The sequence below is a fragment of the Novosphingobium sp. BL-A-28-Hi1-0D genome (genome assembly GCF_055521755.1).
In genome coordinates this window covers 12,840-28,026 of sequence record NZ_CM145502.1, presented here as the reverse complement: position 1 = coordinate 28,026, position 15,187 = coordinate 12,840, and the positions used below count along the sequence as shown (strand labels likewise).

General features: G+C 65.9%; 13 protein-coding genes. 4 read left to right on the top strand and 9 right to left on the bottom strand.

The window, feature by feature from the left end; genetic code table 11:
• Positions 1-162: 162 nt before the first annotated feature.
• The 4 genes from ACZ1JW_RS00130 to ACZ1JW_RS00115 all read right to left on the bottom strand — a co-directional run bounded on the left by ACZ1JW_RS00130 (position 163) and on the right by ACZ1JW_RS00115 (position 3,811).
• Complete coding sequence (locus tag ACZ1JW_RS00130) at positions 163-1,095, bottom strand: mechanosensitive ion channel family protein (RefSeq protein WP_465125429.1); 933 nt, start codon at positions 1,093-1,095, stop codon at positions 163-165.
• Positions 1,092-2,333, bottom strand: a complete 1,242-nt coding sequence (metC, locus tag ACZ1JW_RS00125; protein WP_465141531.1) for a cystathionine beta-lyase — start codon at positions 2,331-2,333, stop codon at positions 1,092-1,094. Before metC ends, ACZ1JW_RS00130 begins: the two co-directional genes overlap by 4 nt.
• A 42-nt stretch (positions 2,334-2,375) precedes the next feature.
• Positions 2,376-3,218: a sulfurtransferase gene (locus ACZ1JW_RS00120; protein WP_465125431.1), complete on the bottom strand. Its 843-nt coding sequence runs from the start codon at positions 3,216-3,218 to the stop codon at positions 2,376-2,378.
• A gap of 140 nt (positions 3,219-3,358) precedes the next feature.
• Positions 3,359-3,811 carry a hypothetical protein gene (locus tag ACZ1JW_RS00115; RefSeq protein ID WP_465141530.1) on the bottom strand — a complete coding sequence of 151 codons (453 nt, stop codon included), beginning with the start codon at positions 3,809-3,811 and terminating at the stop codon, positions 3,359-3,361.
• A gap of 190 nt (positions 3,812-4,001) precedes the next feature.
• Between ACZ1JW_RS00115 and ACZ1JW_RS00110 the strand changes: the two genes are divergently transcribed.
• Together ACZ1JW_RS00110 and queF are read left to right on the top strand one after the other, a co-directional pair.
• Positions 4,002-4,514, top strand: a complete 513-nt coding sequence (locus ACZ1JW_RS00110) for a hypothetical protein (RefSeq protein ID WP_465125433.1) — start codon at positions 4,002-4,004, stop codon at positions 4,512-4,514.
• 91 nt (positions 4,515-4,605) lie between these two features.
• A complete protein-coding gene (gene queF, locus ACZ1JW_RS00105; protein ID WP_465125434.1) occupies positions 4,606-5,058 on the top strand; it encodes a preQ(1) synthase in 453 nt (150 codons plus the stop codon).
• 24 nt (positions 5,059-5,082) lie between these two features.
• Here queF and ACZ1JW_RS00100 read toward each other — a convergent pair whose 3' ends face one another.
• The 5 genes from ACZ1JW_RS00100 to ACZ1JW_RS00080 all read right to left on the bottom strand — a co-directional run bounded on the left by ACZ1JW_RS00100 (position 5,083) and on the right by ACZ1JW_RS00080 (position 12,974).
• Positions 5,083-5,571 carry a MarR family transcriptional regulator gene (locus ACZ1JW_RS00100; protein WP_465125435.1) on the bottom strand — a complete coding sequence of 163 codons (489 nt, stop codon included), beginning with the start codon at positions 5,569-5,571 and terminating at the stop codon, positions 5,083-5,085.
• Positions 5,572-5,805: 234 nt separating this feature from the next.
• The gene (locus ACZ1JW_RS00095) at positions 5,806-9,123 is read right to left on the bottom strand and encodes a glycosyltransferase (protein WP_465125436.1); all 3,318 of its coding nucleotides are present in this window, start codon (positions 9,121-9,123) and stop codon (positions 5,806-5,808) included.
• 103 nt (positions 9,124-9,226) lie between these two features.
• Positions 9,227-9,928: an AcvB/VirJ family lysyl-phosphatidylglycerol hydrolase gene (locus ACZ1JW_RS00090; RefSeq protein ID WP_465142807.1), complete on the bottom strand. Its 702-nt coding sequence runs from the start codon at positions 9,926-9,928 to the stop codon at positions 9,227-9,229.
• A gap of 5 nt (positions 9,929-9,933) precedes the next feature.
• Entirely contained in the window at positions 9,934-12,552 is a 2,619-nt protein-coding gene (mprF, locus tag ACZ1JW_RS00085; RefSeq protein WP_465141529.1) for a bifunctional lysylphosphatidylglycerol flippase/synthetase MprF, read from the bottom strand.
• Positions 12,549-12,974, bottom strand: a complete 426-nt coding sequence (locus ACZ1JW_RS00080) for a DUF2147 domain-containing protein (protein WP_465141528.1) — start codon at positions 12,972-12,974, stop codon at positions 12,549-12,551. The genes mprF and ACZ1JW_RS00080 overlap by 4 nt, the downstream gene beginning before the upstream one ends.
• A 151-nt stretch (positions 12,975-13,125) precedes the next feature.
• Here ACZ1JW_RS00080 and ACZ1JW_RS00075 point away from each other — a divergent pair, with 151 nt between their 5' ends.
• Together ACZ1JW_RS00075 and ACZ1JW_RS00070 are read left to right on the top strand one after the other, a co-directional pair.
• A complete protein-coding gene (locus tag ACZ1JW_RS00075) occupies positions 13,126-13,812 on the top strand; it encodes a winged helix-turn-helix domain-containing protein (protein ID WP_465125440.1) in 687 nt (228 codons plus the stop codon).
• The gene (locus ACZ1JW_RS00070) at positions 13,809-15,185 is read left to right on the top strand and encodes a sensor histidine kinase (protein WP_465141527.1); all 1,377 of its coding nucleotides are present in this window, start codon (positions 13,809-13,811) and stop codon (positions 15,183-15,185) included. The genes ACZ1JW_RS00075 and ACZ1JW_RS00070 overlap by 4 nt, the downstream gene beginning before the upstream one ends.
• The last annotated feature ends 2 nt before the right edge of the window (positions 15,186-15,187 follow it).

The window sequence follows — 15,187 nt, the reverse complement described above, 5'->3', positions numbered from 1 at the left end:
GGCCGCCAAGTCGCCAGCGAGAAACCTTTGCCCCCCGCCTAGATCAACTTTAGCGGTAGGCGGGAGTGGCAGCATAGCTCCACCCATCATCCCGTCGCCCCGGACTTGATCCGGGGCCCCGCTTGTTCCTGGCGACGGTGAAAAAGGAAGCGGGGTCCCGGATCAAGTCCGGGACGACGATTGCTCTATGTCTGACTTCAAAGCCTCAGCCAAAGCCCGCAAACCCGCGCTATCCTTCAGGTTCACGTCCGACTGCGGAAAAGGGATCTGCACGCCATGCTCCCCGAACAGTCGCCACACCCGCCACAGCACGTCCGAGCGGACATTGCCCACGCCGGCCTCGGGATCGTCGATCCACACCACCATGGTCATGTCGATGCTGCTTGCTCCGAACCCGCTCAACAGCACGCTCGGCGAGGGGAACGCCAGCACGCGGGGCGTGGACGAAACAGCCTCGAGCAGCAGCTTCTCGACCTGCTCCAGATCGCTGCCATAGGCCACGCCGATCGGAATCTGAATCGCCACCTCGCGTGAGGAATAGGACCAGTTCTCCACCTGCTGCGTCATCAGGTTCTCGTTCGGAATCAAGTACTCGCGGTTGTCGCGCGTCGTCACCGAAACCGCGCGGATGCCGATCTTCTTCACCTCGCCGAACGAATTGCCCTTGCCGTCGCTCACCGCAATCACGTCGCCCGGCTTGATCGAGCGGTCCATCAGCAGGATGATCCCCGCGATCAGGTTGCCAAAGGTCTTCTGCAGGCCAAAGCCGATCGCAAGGCCGAAAGCGCCCGAAAACACCGTCAACGCGGTCAGGCTGATGCCCAGCACATCGATGCCGACAAGGATCGAGATGCCCCAGACCACGATCGTGGCGATCTTCTCGCCCAGCAACTGCTGCGTCCGGTCGAGGCTGTCGATCCGGCGAAACATGCGCCGTGCAAACCTTCCCGCGATCTGCGCGAACAGGAACACCAGCACCATCACGATCAGGATGCGCAAGGCTCCCCAGACCGAGATGTGGTAGTTGCCAAGATCGAAACCGATCCCGTTTAAAATGTCGATCACGTCCGCCACTTGGCTCTTCAACCCGTTCACGCGCCAGCTCCGTGGCCTGCCCATGCGGCAAGGCCGCGCTCCAGATCGGCGATCAAATCCGCCGTATCCTCAAGGCCGATGGACAGCCGAACACCGAACTGGTCACCCGGTTCCATGCCCTTCAACGGCCAGGGGCTTGCTGTGCGGATGCTCGCCGGATCGACCGGCGTGGCAAGGCTCTCGAACCCGCCCCACGAATAGCCGATGCCGAACAGGTCCAGCGCATCGATCAGCGCATCCCGCGCCGCGCTCGTCCCGCCTTTCAGCACAAAGCTGAACAGCCCGCAGCCGCCTGTAAAATCGCGCGCCCAAAGTTCATGCCCAGGCGATCCCGGCAGCATCGGGCACAGTACCCGCGCCACCTCCGACCGCCCGGCCAGCCACTGGGCGATCGCCAATGCAGAGGCAGTTTCTGCCTCCAGCCGGTGCTTCATCGTCCGAAGGCCCCGCAGCATCAGCGAGGCATCGTCTGGCGAGACCACCAGTCCCAGCCCCTGCGAGCGCAGCCGCAATTTGCGATACCACTCCGCCCCTGCGCTGGCGCTGCCCATCATGCAGTCGGAATGGCCGGAGACATGCTTGGTCAGGCTCATCGTCACGATATCGACGCCATGGCGCAAACCGGAGAACCCGAGCGGCGAGGCCCATGTGTTGTCGAGAATGCTGACAATCCCCCGCGCCTTCGCCGCCGCCGCCAACGCGGGCACGTCCTGAACTTCCATCGTCAGGCTGCCGGGGCTTTCCAGCAGGACCGCGCGCGTCCGATCGCAACAGGCCGCCTCGAACGACGCGATGTCGGTTGGATCGAACCAACGGGTTTCGATGCCCATGTCCTTCAACAGGCCCCGACCCATGACTCGCGATGGTTCGTAGGCATTGTCCGTCATCAGCAGGACGTCACCCGGTCGCAGCACCGTCAGCAGCACGCCGGCGATGGCCGATACCCCCGAAGGATAGAGCACAGTTCCCGCTGCGCCCCCCTCGAGTTGGGTCAATGCCTCGGAGAGTCCCCACTGAGTTGGAGATCCCCTGCGCCCGTAGTAAAACCGCCCGTCCTCATTGGCCGGATGCGCCCTAAGCGCTGACATATCAGGATAAAGATGCGTCGAAGCGCGCCAAACCGGCGGATTGACCACCGCGCCCGGATGCCCCGGCGTCCCGGTCCACTCCGCCCGCCGCCCAGCCAGAACCCCGCGCGTGGCAGGGCCGAATTCGTCGATATCGTCAGAACTGCTCATGGCTGCAGCGGATAGCAGGACACGGCCCGCTGTTCGACAGGTTTAAGCTGCCCCCGTCGCCTTGGGCGTCGCCGGGTCCAGGCCCCATTCGCTCCACGAACCATCATAGAGCGCCACATCGTGCTTGCCGATGAGATGTGCCGCGAAAATCAGGACGTTGGCGGTCATTCCTGAGCCGCAGGACGAGATCAGCGGGCGCGACAGGTCAATGCCCGCAGCCTCGAACAGGGCGCGGATGGCATCGGGCGATTTCCATGTGCCATCAGGATTGAACAGGCTCGAATAGGGCAGATTGCGTGCGCCCGGAATGTGGCCGCTCGCCAGCGCCGGGTTGGTTTCCGGCACATCGCCGGTAAAGCGCCCGGCACCGCGCGCGTCGATGACCAGTTCGGCCTTGCTGTCGAGATTGGCGAGTACGTCGGCCTTGGACCGCACATGGCTGTCGTCAGACCACACCGTGAAGTGCCTTTGCCTAAGCGTTTCAACCCCTTGCGCGCACTTGCGGCCTTCCGCCTTCCACTTGGCAATCCCGCCGTCGAGCAGCGCCACGTTCTGCGCGCCGAACATCGTCAGCATGAACCATGCGCGGGTGGAGGTCTTCACCGGACTGTCGTCGTAGATGACGATGCGGCTGCCATCGCCAAGGCCCAGCGCCTGCATGCGGCTGGCGAATTTTTCGGCCGAAGGCAATGTGTTGGGTACCGGCGAGGCCGTGTCGACCAGTTCGGCCAGATCCATGAATACCGCGCCGGGGATGTGGCAGGCCTCGTACTCCAGATTCGGCACGCGACCATGCTCGGGCAGGAATGCCGTTGCGTCGACTATGCGTAGATCGCTCGCGCCCATTTCGTCCGCGAGCCACTGGGTGGAAACCAGCGAGTCCATGGTTAACTGTGCTCCTGCCTGCCTGCGCGACCCGTCTGGCGCGGGTTCGTTTGAGCAAGACTAGACGCGACGATCAGCACCGTCGACCGTAAAAAAGACCAAGATATCGAGTTTCTTCGTGCACGGCGAAGCGTGGCACTTCAGGCGAAGGCGGGCACGGTCAATTCGCGGCGCCCGACCTTGGGATAGACCCTCGGGCCCAGATCGAGGCGGAACGGCTGCAACCGCTCACCCGCCGACAGTTCCTCGAGCCCCACCACGAACGCGGCCCTGAGCTTGACGGAGCGATCTCCGTCATGCGCCGTCACTTCGAACCGCACCAGCGGCACGAAGAGCGCGGCGCTGCCATGGCGGATCGGCGTGATCGCGGCGAGCGGAAGCCGCACTTCACCGCCGAGTTCCATCGTCTCGCTTGCGGCCAGCCACGGCAGACGATGCAGGACCTGAGCCTCACCCAGACCCAGTTGCTCCTCCGCCGGACGCGATGCGTGGGCCGAGATCATGTCGCCACGGACCTCGATCCCCGAAAGCGCCGCGCGTGCCGCAAGCGACAGCCGATAGGACAGCGTCGCATGAACAAGGCTCGCGCTCATCCGGACAACGGAAATGTCGAGGACAATCGGAGCTATCATGGGCGCCTGCGGAACAGGTCGCGGGGCAGGGCGGGGCGGCGGGACATCCTGCACGACCGGTGGCTCGAACACCGGTTCCTCGGGATTCCCGCGCTGCCGCCGAAGCAAGATCCAGCAGGCCAAGCCAAGAACAGCGAGGCCTGCCAGCGCCATGGACCAGAGAGGCAATCCCTGGCTATCGTCGGCAGGAACCGCAGCAGGCGCAGATGTCGCGGGCGTTTCCAGCGTCGGCGAGGAGCTTGTCGGCAAAGGCGATGCCCTGACTGCTGGCGCAACCATGGGCGCGACACTTGCTTCTTCGCGCCCGCTCGCCCCTGCGGCAGGTTCAGCGGCAGGCCGTGACGCGCGCGGGTCGGGCGTGCCCGCTGCGGGCGAAGCTGAGGGCGAAGGCGAGGGGACAGGCGTGATCGACGGTGCGGGCGTCGGCGTCACTGCGGGCGTTGTTGCCACGCGCGGCGGCGGCGCGTCGGGCACGACCGGTCCTTGCGCTGCGGGTGTCTGCGTCGTCGACGGCGGCAATTGCCATGAGCCAGCGTCCTGTGCCTGCGCTCCACAGCCGAGCGCGAGACTTGCACCCGCAGCCAGCCAGGAAACCGTCCGGCATGCTGAAATCTGGAACCCCGTCCTGAACGTCATGGCTGGGCAAGGCCGGTCGGCAGTTTAATCCCCGGTGAACCATGGGGCACGATCCGCCCACTTGCTCCGGAGCTGCGACGGGTGCATTGGGCGGGCAATATCAGCCATAAGGCCTGTCCATGACCAAGACCCCGCTTTTCCTCGGGCAGAACAGCAGCTTGCCCGCCTCGCCGGAAGAGGCCGTTCTCGATTACGTGCCGAACCCGCGCCCCGGCACGCTCTACATGATCCGCTTTGCGGCGCCCGAGTTCACCTCGCTGTGCCCCGTGACCGGACAGCCCGACTTCGCGCATCTCGTGATCGATTACGCGCCGGGCGAGACCATCGTCGAATCCAAGGCGCTGAAGCTGTTCCTCGGCTCGTTCCGCAACCACGCCGGCTTCCATGAGGACGTCACCGTCGGCATCGGCCAACGCCTGTTTGCGGAAATGAAGCCGCAGTGGCTGCGCATCGGCGGGTACTGGTACCCGCGCGGCGGCATTCCCATCGACGTGTTCTGGCAGTCCGGCACGCCGCCCGAAGGCCTGTGGTTGCCCGATCAGGGCGTCGCTTCCTATCGCGGCCGCGGTTGAGCAAGACGGTCCATCGATCGGGCCTCAGGCAGCGAGAGAGGAACGCTCTACCGGGCGAGCTGCGGGCATCTGCGATCCTGCGGACGCCGACGGATCGATGCCGCGGGCAATCCTTTCGCGTCCGGCCTCGGTAAGGTGAACCCAGATCCTGCGGCGATCCATCGCGTCGGGTTCACGCATGATCAAGCCGGCTTCCTGGAACATCGCCAGCCAGCGCAATACCGTTGCGCCCGGCACGTTTGCGCCAAGACCGAGACCGGTAACCGATATCCGTCGACCTTCAGCGTCGGTGATGAACAGTTCGAGCATCAGGTCCCAGGCGGGGTCCGCCACCTGAATACCCGGAAACAGGTCCTGCCGCCGCCGCCGTGCCCGGATGCAGGCCTTGGCAGTGGCAACCAGTTCGTCCGTCGTCGGGATGCCGTCCGCTGCCGCTTCTTCGGCGGGCGCGGCGAGGAGTTCGTTGATCAGCGCATTTATGGTGGCGAGCCTCGCCTTGTCCTTGCTGTTCATGTCCGAGCATCCCCGATCCGACCCCTTGCGCACAATGCTGAAATGACAGTTTCAATGCAAACGCAAAGCGTTGAACGGTATAGGAAAATTAGCGTTTATTAACCAATTTGCCGGTGTGAGTGGCCTACCCAAGGTTAGTGCCGACACGCATTCCCGCGCCTTTCAGCCGGTGATCGCCCCACGCAGTGGCAACCAATTCAGATTTCGTGCGAGGGGCTCGTCCGGCCACCCTGTTCAGGCTGGCGCCGCTGAAACGGAGGGTGCTGCGTTGACGCTGCCCGACCGATCGAGCTTGCCCCAGCCGACGACCCAGCCGCCCACCGCCGATGCCAGAGCCCGCAGCACCACCCAGTACATGATCTGACGATAGACCAGCCGCTGCGCCACCAGCAGACCTGCCGGATAGGGCGGGCGCTTGTCATCGAGCCTGTAGGCGATCCATCCGCAGATCACGTCGATGGCGGTGAACACGCTCCAATAGAGCGCCATGGTGCCAAGGTCCCCCCGCGTCTGTGCCCAGCCGTGCTGGATCACGCGGACGATGGTCGAGATGATCGATATCACGAGCGCAGCATCGATCAGCGGCGATATGGCGGCAAAGGCGATCTGGAACAGCCAGGCTTGCGGCAGGCCGACCAGCCCAAGCCCGGCGGGCTTGCGCGAGGTCACCACCTTGCGGTGCTTCCACAGGCACTGCAGCGTGCCGAAGGCCCAGCGATAGCGCTGCTTGGCAAGCGCACGGAAGGTTTCCGGAGCCTCGGTCCACGCCACCGCGCGCGGATCGTAGGTCACGCGCCAGCCCTTGCGCTGGATCGCGATGGTCAGGTCCTGATCCTCGGCCAGCGTGTTTTCGGGATATCCGCCGACGCTGTCGAGCGCCGCCCGCCGCCATGCACCGACCGCGCCCGGCACCACCGTCATCGCATCGAATCCCGCCAGCGCGCGCCGCTCAAGGTTCTGTGCGGTGATATATTCCACCGCCTGCCAGCGGGTGACGAGGTTGACCCGGTTGCCCACCCGCGCATCGCCTGCCACCGCGCCGATGGCGGGATCTGCGAACCATCGGGCAAGGCGGCGGATGGTCAGCGGCTCGAACTGGGTATCGGCATCGAGCGCGATGACCACCTCGCCGGTCGCTTCAAGTAGCGCGCGGTTCAGCGCCGCCGCCTTGCCGCCGTTGACCAGCGTCAGCAGCGTCACGCGCGGATCCTTGGCGAAGCGCTCGGCCACGATGGCGCTCGTCGCATCCTTCGATCCGTCGTCCGCCACGATCACCTGCAGCGCCGGATAATCGCTGGCGAGCACTCGCTCCACCGAGGCGGCAATGACGCGTTCCTCATTGTAGGCGGGAATGATCACCGAGACGGTCGGCTCGAACTCTGGCGGCGTGGCGCGTGGGCTCCGGCTCTGCCACCAGGCGAGCGCGGTCATCGTTACCGCCCGTGCAATGCCAAGCGCGATGGCAAGGAAGAACAGCCACTCCAGCGCCACGCCAAGCACATGCAGCACAACGAATGCGCCAACATCGATGCGCACGGCAGTCAGGTCAGAGGTCGACAATTGCGGCATCGCTTGCGCTGGCGGCACGCCGACCAGCTGTGATGCAGTGACGAAGTGATAGCCTTCGGCCTGAAGCGTGCTGATGATCCGGGGCAGCGCCGCCACCGTCTGCGAACGGTCTCCGCCACCGTCGTGCAACAGGATCACGTTGCGGCTCGAATCCTCGGTCGCGCCGTGGATCTGGTCGACCACCTGCCGCACGATCGAATCCGCGCCCGGATTCTGCCAGTCGTTCGGATCGACGTGCAACCCGACGACGGTGTAGCCCGCCTGCTGCGCCTTGAGTGCTGGTCCGAGTTCGTCCGCCGTGGTCGGCTCCGCGTCGCCGAAGTAGGGCGCGCGGAACAGGGTCATGCTGTGGCCGGTGAAGGCCTGCACCAGGCGCTGTGTCGCGTTGAGTTCAAGGCTGGTCTCGCCATCCGAGGCTTCGGCAAGGTTGGGATGGGTGTAAGTGTGGTTGCCGATCTCGTCGCCGTCCGAGACCATCCGCCGCAGCAGGTCCGGCCGCACCAGCGCGTTCTCGCCGATCACGAAGAACGTCCCCGGCACCCGCGCCCGTTCGAGCGCGGAGAGCACCTTGGGCGTCCACTTAGGGTCCGGCCCGTCGTCAAAGGTCAGCGCCAGCAACTTGGGGTCATGCCCGCCGGTACGTCGAACCACATAGGGCGTGGGCAGGGCTTCATATTGCTCGTCGCGGATCAGGTGCTGCTGGTCGAAGCGCACCGTGCGGCTTCCGGCGACCGGGGTGGCGGTGATCTTGAGGATTTCGCCCGTCCCTTCCACGTCGTTGCCGCTTTCGGCGGTCAGGCGCGAAAGGTCGGGGGCCTTGTTCGTGCGGAATGCCGCAAGGTCGCTCCAGAAGCCGGGGTCTTCGGTACCGAGCCGCCACAGCGCGATGTCTCCGATGCCCAGACGGCCGAGCGCCAGCATCTCGTTCCAGTTCGCCGCAGCGTCAAGCATCCAGACAGTGTGTCGTTCGCCATCCTCGTCATAGGCAAAGCCGGTGTTGCCGCTGGCCTTGTCGAAGGTGACGGGGGTGCCGCTGTCGTGGGCGGCCAGCCACGCCTCGCCGATGGAGAGCGCGTCGGCATCGTTCCCGTGCCAGTCATAGGCATAGCTGCCCAGTGCAATCACGAGCTTGTCGCTACCGACCTTGCGCGCGGCTTTCTCGACCTCGTCGATGTACCATGATTGCGATGCGATCGGCCCGGCCTCGCCGCCCTGCCAGTGCTCGTCATAGGCCATCAGGATGACCTTGTCGGAGACCTTCGCAACGGCGGCCATCGGCCATTCGTCCTCGCCCGCAGGGGCCGTGACGGCAAGCTGCGCGCCTTCGGGCAGGGCCGCTTTCAATTCGCGAAGGAAGGCGATGTAGGGCGCCATCGCCGCTTGTGGCAGATCCTCGAAGTCCATAACCAGCCCTGCGCCGCCATGTTGCGCGGCATAACTCGCCAGCTGCCGCTCCAGCGCCCGGCGCTGCGGCACACTGTCGAGCAGGCGTGCGACGCTTTGTCCGTCCCACTGCGACTGCCCGACGTTCTGCACCATCGGCAGCACCTTGAAGCGGTGCGCACCGCTGGCGAGATAGCTGTCGAGACGCGGGTCCTGCGCCACTTGCAACGCGGCTTGCGGCCCCGAGATGTTGAGCATCGCAGGCACCAGCCAGTCCAGCTGGTCGCCGTGGCGGGTCAGCGAATGGAAGCTGCTGTCGTTGCGTGGCTCATAGAAGCCGATGGCCAGTGGCTGGCTCTTGCCGTGCGAATGCAGGCGCGGGAGCCACGCCTTGATTCCGCCGAAGCGCTTGGCCTGATGCAACTTCGCTGCCTCATAGTGCGGTTGCGGCAGCTCGAGCGCACGCTGGCGCGGTACGGCGACGAGGGTCGTCGCAAAGGCCAGCGCGCCAAGGATCACGGCGAGGAAGCCGAGCGCAATCACGCGCATGGCGAGAAGGCCGCGCCGTCCGGTAGGATCGAAGAAGATGGGTCGCGTCATGGTATCCGAAAGCTCCGCCGAACAGGTGTGGCCATGGCGGCTATGCTCCAGCGCAAGTGAGGGGCGGCTGGGCGCAACATGAAATTTCGGTCATGTTCGGCGCTTATCGCCGCTGCAGAGCGTCCAGTATGGTCGCCAGCACGCGGGCGTCGTCGTGGTGCAGGTAATGATTGCCCGGCAGCACGACCCGCCGCGCAGGACTCCCCGCAAGCAAGGGACAGAGGCTGGCAGACTCGGTGGCGCCCTGAACGCAGGTCAGAGGAACCCAGTCCACGTTGCGCAGGGCTGCTGCCGGCAAGGCGTCGGGCGTGCCGAGGTAGGCGATGCCACTGGGATCGGCGCGGAAGTACACATCGTTCGAAGGCACGACGATGACGACCGACGCGATCTTGCCGCGCAGGCGCTCGGGCATGTCGGGCAGAACGGTGGCGATGATGTCGGAGCCGAACGACTGGCCCACCAGCACGACTTTGCTCGCCCCCTTGGCCAGCGCGGTATCGATCGCCTTCACAATCACGGCATCGGTCTGCACGCGGGTCAGGTGACGGGCGAAGGCGACCGGCGAACTGACGCCTGTCACGTCATAGCCATTGGCGGCAAGGCCGCGCGCCGTGTAGCCACTGATGCCCAGATTGAGCCCGACGTCGCCCGAAACTAGCACCGCGCCGACATCTCTCTTGCCCGCCCCGGCAGTGAAGTCGGTCAACTCCTTCGAGCCAAGCAGGTGAAGCCGTGGCGCGTTCACCAGCACCAATGCCAGTGCCAGCAGCGCTAACGCCGCCTTGCGCCACTTGGGGCTGCGCACCCGGTTCAAGCGGCGCACCCGACGGGCAGGGACGCTTCAGGCAAGCGGGGCCGTTCGGGAAACGCCACCAGTTGCGCCGGGGCCGGATGCCGCCCGATCAACCGCGCCACATCGCGCAGGGCCTGCAGCATCGCTACGTCCTGCGGCCCTGCCAGATAGCGCGGACGCCAGCGCGGGCAGAACTTCTCCTTGTAGGCCCGCAGTCCGCGGAATCCGTAGAACCGCTCGCCATGGCGGAACACCAGCGCCGCCGCACGCGCCCATGCCGGGGCCAGACGGCGGCCCTCAATGCCCGAGAGCGGCACCATGCCCAGCGTGAATTGCCGATACCCCTGCGCCTTGGCCCAGAGCAGCAGGTTGGTGAACAGGAAATCCATCGTCCCGCGCGGCGCATCGTCGGCATGGCGCATCAGGTCGACCGAGGCTTCCTCCTTGCCCGCCGTCAGCCACAAGTTGGCAAAGGCCACTACGCGCCCTTCGAACATCACCACCGCCACATCGAAGCACTCCATGTAGGCGCGATCGAAGAAGCCGAGGCTGAAGCCCTTCTCGCGCCCGCTGCGCGATGTCAGCCACTGGTCCGAGATTGCTTCCAACTCGTCCATGATCACCGGCACTGCCGCTGCCGGAACGATGCGGAAGCTCGCGCCTGCCCGTGCCGCCACTTTCTCCGACTTGCGCACCGAGCGCATCTCGGGCGTATCGAGCGTGAAGGTGTCGAGATCGATCAGCGCTTCCTCGCCATACTTCACAATCTGCAAGCCGAGCGCGATGGCGATGTCGAGCACGGCCGATGAGGCTTCGTAGAGCAGCAACCGGCCCTGCTGGCGGTGCGACATGTCGCGGATCTGCCAGAGCAGTTCCTCCCACGACTCCTGCGCGCCCACTGGATCGCCCATGACCACCCAGGTTGCGCCTTCCACCTGGTACATCAGGAACGCATCGCCCGCGCGCGAGATCAGGAAGCGCTTGTCCCCGGTCATCGCCAGCATCGCCTCGGTCCGCTCTGCCGTGCCAAGGATGCGCCGGATCGCAGCCCATTCCTCGGCGTGCGGCAGCGGTGAAGCGGGCGGCGGGGCGGGGGCCAGCATCCGCCTTGCGGCAAAGCCGAGCAGCAGCACCGCGCAGCCAAGCATGGCGCGCAGATAGCGCGGTGCCTCGGCGGTCAGTGCAAACTTCCACCACAGCGCATCGCTGTAGGACACATGGCGGAACGCAAATAGACCGGCCCATCCGGCCAGCGTCGCGGCCATGGCAATCGCCAGGATCCACCCCGCGCCCAATGGCTGCGCGGTCAGCGCGGTCCGCCTGTCGAACTTGCGTCGGCCCGCCTGCAGCATCGCCGCCACGATCAGGCAGACCGCCGCTTCCTCGTAATCGATACCCTTGCCCAGCGAGAACACCGCGCCTGCCACCAGGAGCACCCGCGCCAGCAGGCCCGCACCGTCGAGCCTGCGATAGAGGCCCGGTGCGATCAGCATGAGGGCGGTCCCGGTCATGCTCGCAGCAACGTGGCTGGTCTCGATCAGCGCCAGTGGCACCACGTCGCCCAGCGCGTCAATGCGCCAGCCAACCGGTGGCAGCGCGCCCGAGAGCAGCAGCATCGCGCCAGCCATGAAGGCCGCAGCCCCCAGCAGCAGCGGCAGCATGTCGGCCACCACCGCCCGCAACCCGCCGAAGACCTTCACGATCCTCTGGCTGCGCGAGACTTCGTGCCACGCCAGCAGCAGCACGCCCAAGGCGAGCGGGACAAGGTAATAGATCACGCGATAGGCAATTAGTGCTGCGAAAACACCCGTTCGGTCGCTGGCGGGCAGAACCGCCAGCACGGTTGCCTCGAACACGCCGAGGCCCCCCGGCACGTGGCTGACCAGCGCCACCACGATTCCCAGCGCCCACGCCAGCATGAACAGCGGGAAGGCCTGCGGCTCTGCACCTGGAATCAGCACGAACAGCGCCGCACTGGCGCAGGCAAGGTCCACAAGGCCCGTGGCGAACTGCGCTGCCAATGCAGGTGGCCGGGGCAGGGGGATCGTCGCGCTCAGCAATGACAAGGGGCGACGACGTCTTGCGACCAGCACCGATATGGCAACGACGCAGGCCAGCACGCCCGCTCCGATCATGCGAACCGCGCCAGCAGAAAACGCAGTCCAGCCAAGGTCCAGCGGCACTGTGCCCGCCATCATCGCCAGCGCGCCCACGGTCACCACGCCTGCCCAGAACGTCGCACTCGCCAGCGCGATCACCCGCGCCACGTCCGGCCCGTCGAGCCCTGCGGCGACATAGATGCGATAGCGCGCCGATCCGCCGGTCAGGAGCCCCAGCCCGAGATTGTGGCTGAGTGTGTAGCTGGTGAAAGACGCCAGGGCGGCCGTGCGCCATGGCAGCGGCCGCCCGATCACCTTGAGCGCGATAAAATCGTACAAGGTCAGCGCGAGATAGCTCGCTGCCGTGAACCCCAATGCTGTCGCCAGCCGCACCGGCGTCAGCGCATGAAGCGCCGTGCGCACTTGCGCATAGCGAACTTCGTGGGTCAGCCGGTCGAGCGCGACAAAGGCCAGCGCGGTCAGCGCCAGCACGACCGCGCTGGCCGCAATCCGCTTCTGGCGTTCGGTCAGGGTCACTTGGGCAACTCCCCGATGCGGGTCCACACTTGCGACTTGCAGATCAGACCATGGAACACGCAGCCACTGATGCGGATGCGGTTGGGATCGAGCACGGCGATCTCGGAACTGAAGCGGTGGCCCATGTCGGGCACAAGCACAGTGCCCTTCCAGTTGCCCGGCCGCTCGGCGTGGTAATTCTCCAGCAGGTCCAGCCCGATAAGGTTGGGCACACCGCTTTCGCGCGCGTCGGTCTTTGCGTCGTTGCTTGCCCAGACGACCTGTCCGCACAGGGCATTGCCGCACATCTGGTTGCGCACGGCGACCGTGTGGTGCGGATTGATCCACAGGCCGGTCACCAGGTCACCGCTTGCCCTCGGAAAGGCATTCGCGGGCACCGACAGCAGGCTGAGCATGAGCAAAAGGGCAGACTTCAGACGCATCGCGGTTCACCTCCGATGCTGCCTTGCTAGTGCCCGCGCGGTTGCGGCTGCGTGGCGCCTGCATGAATAATCGGCAATGTTGCGCAAGGCCCCTCGCAGCGCCGTCAAAACATTGCCATGAATACAGGTGTCCGCTGCACCGGAGAGCCCGATGAGCCAGAAGATCCTGCTGGTCGAAGACGATCCTGCCACTGCCGACTACATCGCTGGCGGGCTTGAGGAAGAAGGCTTCGTCGTCGATCGCGCCGCCAATGGCCGCGATGGGCTCTTCCTTGGCACCGACAGCGCCTATCAATGCATCGTGCTCGACCGCATGCTGCCAGGGCTCGATGGCATGGCCGTGCTTGCCGCCCTGCGCGGGGCGGGGGTGCACACGCCGGTGATCATTCTCTCGGCGCTCGGCGCGGCAGAGGATCGCATCGCGGGGCTGACCGGCGGCTCGGACGATTACCTGGCCAAGCCTTTCGCCTTTGCCGAACTGCTCGCCCGTATCCGCCTGCTGATCCGCCGCACACAGACCGTGCCCGCGCAGCAGACCGTGCTGGCCTGTGCCGATCTTGAAATGGACCTGCTTGCCCGCCGCGTGCGCCGCGCGGGCCAGACCATCGAACTGCAACCGCGAGAATTCCGCCTGCTCGAATACATGCTGCGCCATGTCGATCAGGTCGTCACGCGCACAATGCTGCTCGAAGGCGTGTGGGACTATCACTTCGATCCCGGCACCAACGTGATCGACGTTCACGTAAGCCGCCTGCGCAAGAAGATCGATGAAGGCCACGCCGTGCCACTGCTGCACACCGTGCGCGGCGCGGGCTATCGCATCGGCGCCAATCCGTGAAATTAGGCGCTATCTGGCATTCCACTACCTTGCGCCTCGCTGCGCTGGTGTTCCTGCTTCAGGTCCTGGCCGCTGCCTGCCTGCTCATCGGCCTCGGTGCCGTGATGCGCCAGCAGAGCCGCGCGCAGGCCGTCGACGTGGTCGAGACGCTCAAGGACGATCTCGTCGCCACCCATGTCGCGGGCGGGCAGGGTGCGCTCGTCGAAGCGATCCGCCTGCGCCTTTCGAACGAGGTCGGGCGCGGTGTCGTCGTGGCATTGCAGGACGAGGCGGGACGGTTGATCGCGGGCAATCTGCAGGGTGTCCCCGCCGATGCCCGTCGCTTGCGCACGCCGCGTCTGGAAAGCGTCCTGCGCCGCAACCACGCCGCGCCCGAAGCCGCTTTCCTCCTGGCCGCCCCCTTGCGCCACGGCGGCACGCTGCTCACCGGCGTCGTGGTGGAAAGCGACCGCCAGTTTCTTGCCCTGCTCGAACGCGCAAGCCTTGCCGCGCTTTCCCTCTCGCTGATCCTCGCCGCCATCGCTGCATGGGTTTCCACGCGTCAGATCGTCCACCGCCTCCGGGCCACCGTTGCCACGCTGGAAGGCGTGGGCGAGGGCGACCTTGCCCGCCGCGTACCGCCCGATGATTCCGGCGATGCCTTCGCCCGGCTGGGTGGTGAAGTGAACCGCGCGCTTGCCCGCGTCGAATCCCTCAACGATCAGCTCAAGGTCGCGACCGACGCCCTCGCACATGATCTCAAGTCCCCGCTCTCGCGCATGATCACGGCGCTTGATCGCGCCTCGTTGCGGGTGGAAGACCCCGACGCCCTGTCCGCCGTCGAAACCGCGCAGGCCGAGGGCCGCCGCGTCATGGCGATCATCGATACGGCGCTCGGCATCTCGCGTGCCGAGGCGGGCATCGGCCGCACAAGCTTCACACCCACTGACCTGACCGCCATGGTCGAGACCATCGCCGAGATCTACGAGCCATTGGCCGAAGATGCAGGCCGCACGATCGTCGTCCACGCTGCCCCCGGCCTCACGCTGCCGGTTCATCGCCAACTGATGGATCAGGTTCTGGGCAACCTCATCGACAACACCATGCGCTATGGTGCGGGCACGATCACCATGGCGCTCGAAGCGGCGGGCAGTGATCTTGCCCTCTCTGTCGCAGACGAAGGTCCCGGCATCCCGCCCCACCTCCATGCCGAGGCGTTGCGTCGCTTTGGACGCCTCGACGAAGCGCGCGGTGGTTATGGCGCGGGGCTGGGCCTCGCGCTGGTGACGGCGGTTGCCCACCTCCACGGCGGCGTGATCGAACTGTCAGAGAACCCCGCCAGCGCATCGGGCCAGCCGGGGCTGAAAGTCACGCTGCGCCTGCCTAGGTCCTGACC

Coding starts and splice junctions, on each gene's coding strand:
- metC (WP_465141531.1), bottom strand. CDS start 2,333: ATGAGCAGTTCTGACGATATCGACGAATTCGGCCCTGCCACGCGCGGG.
- ACZ1JW_RS00120 (WP_465125431.1), bottom strand. CDS start 3,218: ATGGACTCGCTGGTTTCCACCCAGTGGCTCGCGGACGAAATGGGCGCG.
- ACZ1JW_RS00075 (WP_465125440.1), top strand. CDS start 13,126: ATGAGCCAGAAGATCCTGCTGGTCGAAGACGATCCTGCCACTGCCGAC.
- ACZ1JW_RS00115 (WP_465141530.1), bottom strand. CDS start 3,811: ATGAGCGCGAGCCTTGTTCATGCGACGCTGTCCTATCGGCTGTCGCTT.
- ACZ1JW_RS00110 (WP_465125433.1), top strand. CDS start 4,002: ATGGACCAGAGAGGCAATCCCTGGCTATCGTCGGCAGGAACCGCAGCA.
- ACZ1JW_RS00100 (WP_465125435.1), bottom strand. CDS start 5,571: ATGAACAGCAAGGACAAGGCGAGGCTCGCCACCATAAATGCGCTGATC.
- queF (WP_465125434.1), top strand. CDS start 4,606: ATGACCAAGACCCCGCTTTTCCTCGGGCAGAACAGCAGCTTGCCCGCC.
- ACZ1JW_RS00080 (WP_465141528.1), bottom strand. CDS start 12,974: ATGCGTCTGAAGTCTGCCCTTTTGCTCATGCTCAGCCTGCTGTCGGTG.
- ACZ1JW_RS00095 (WP_465125436.1), bottom strand. CDS start 9,123: ATGACGCGACCCATCTTCTTCGATCCTACCGGACGGCGCGGCCTTCTC.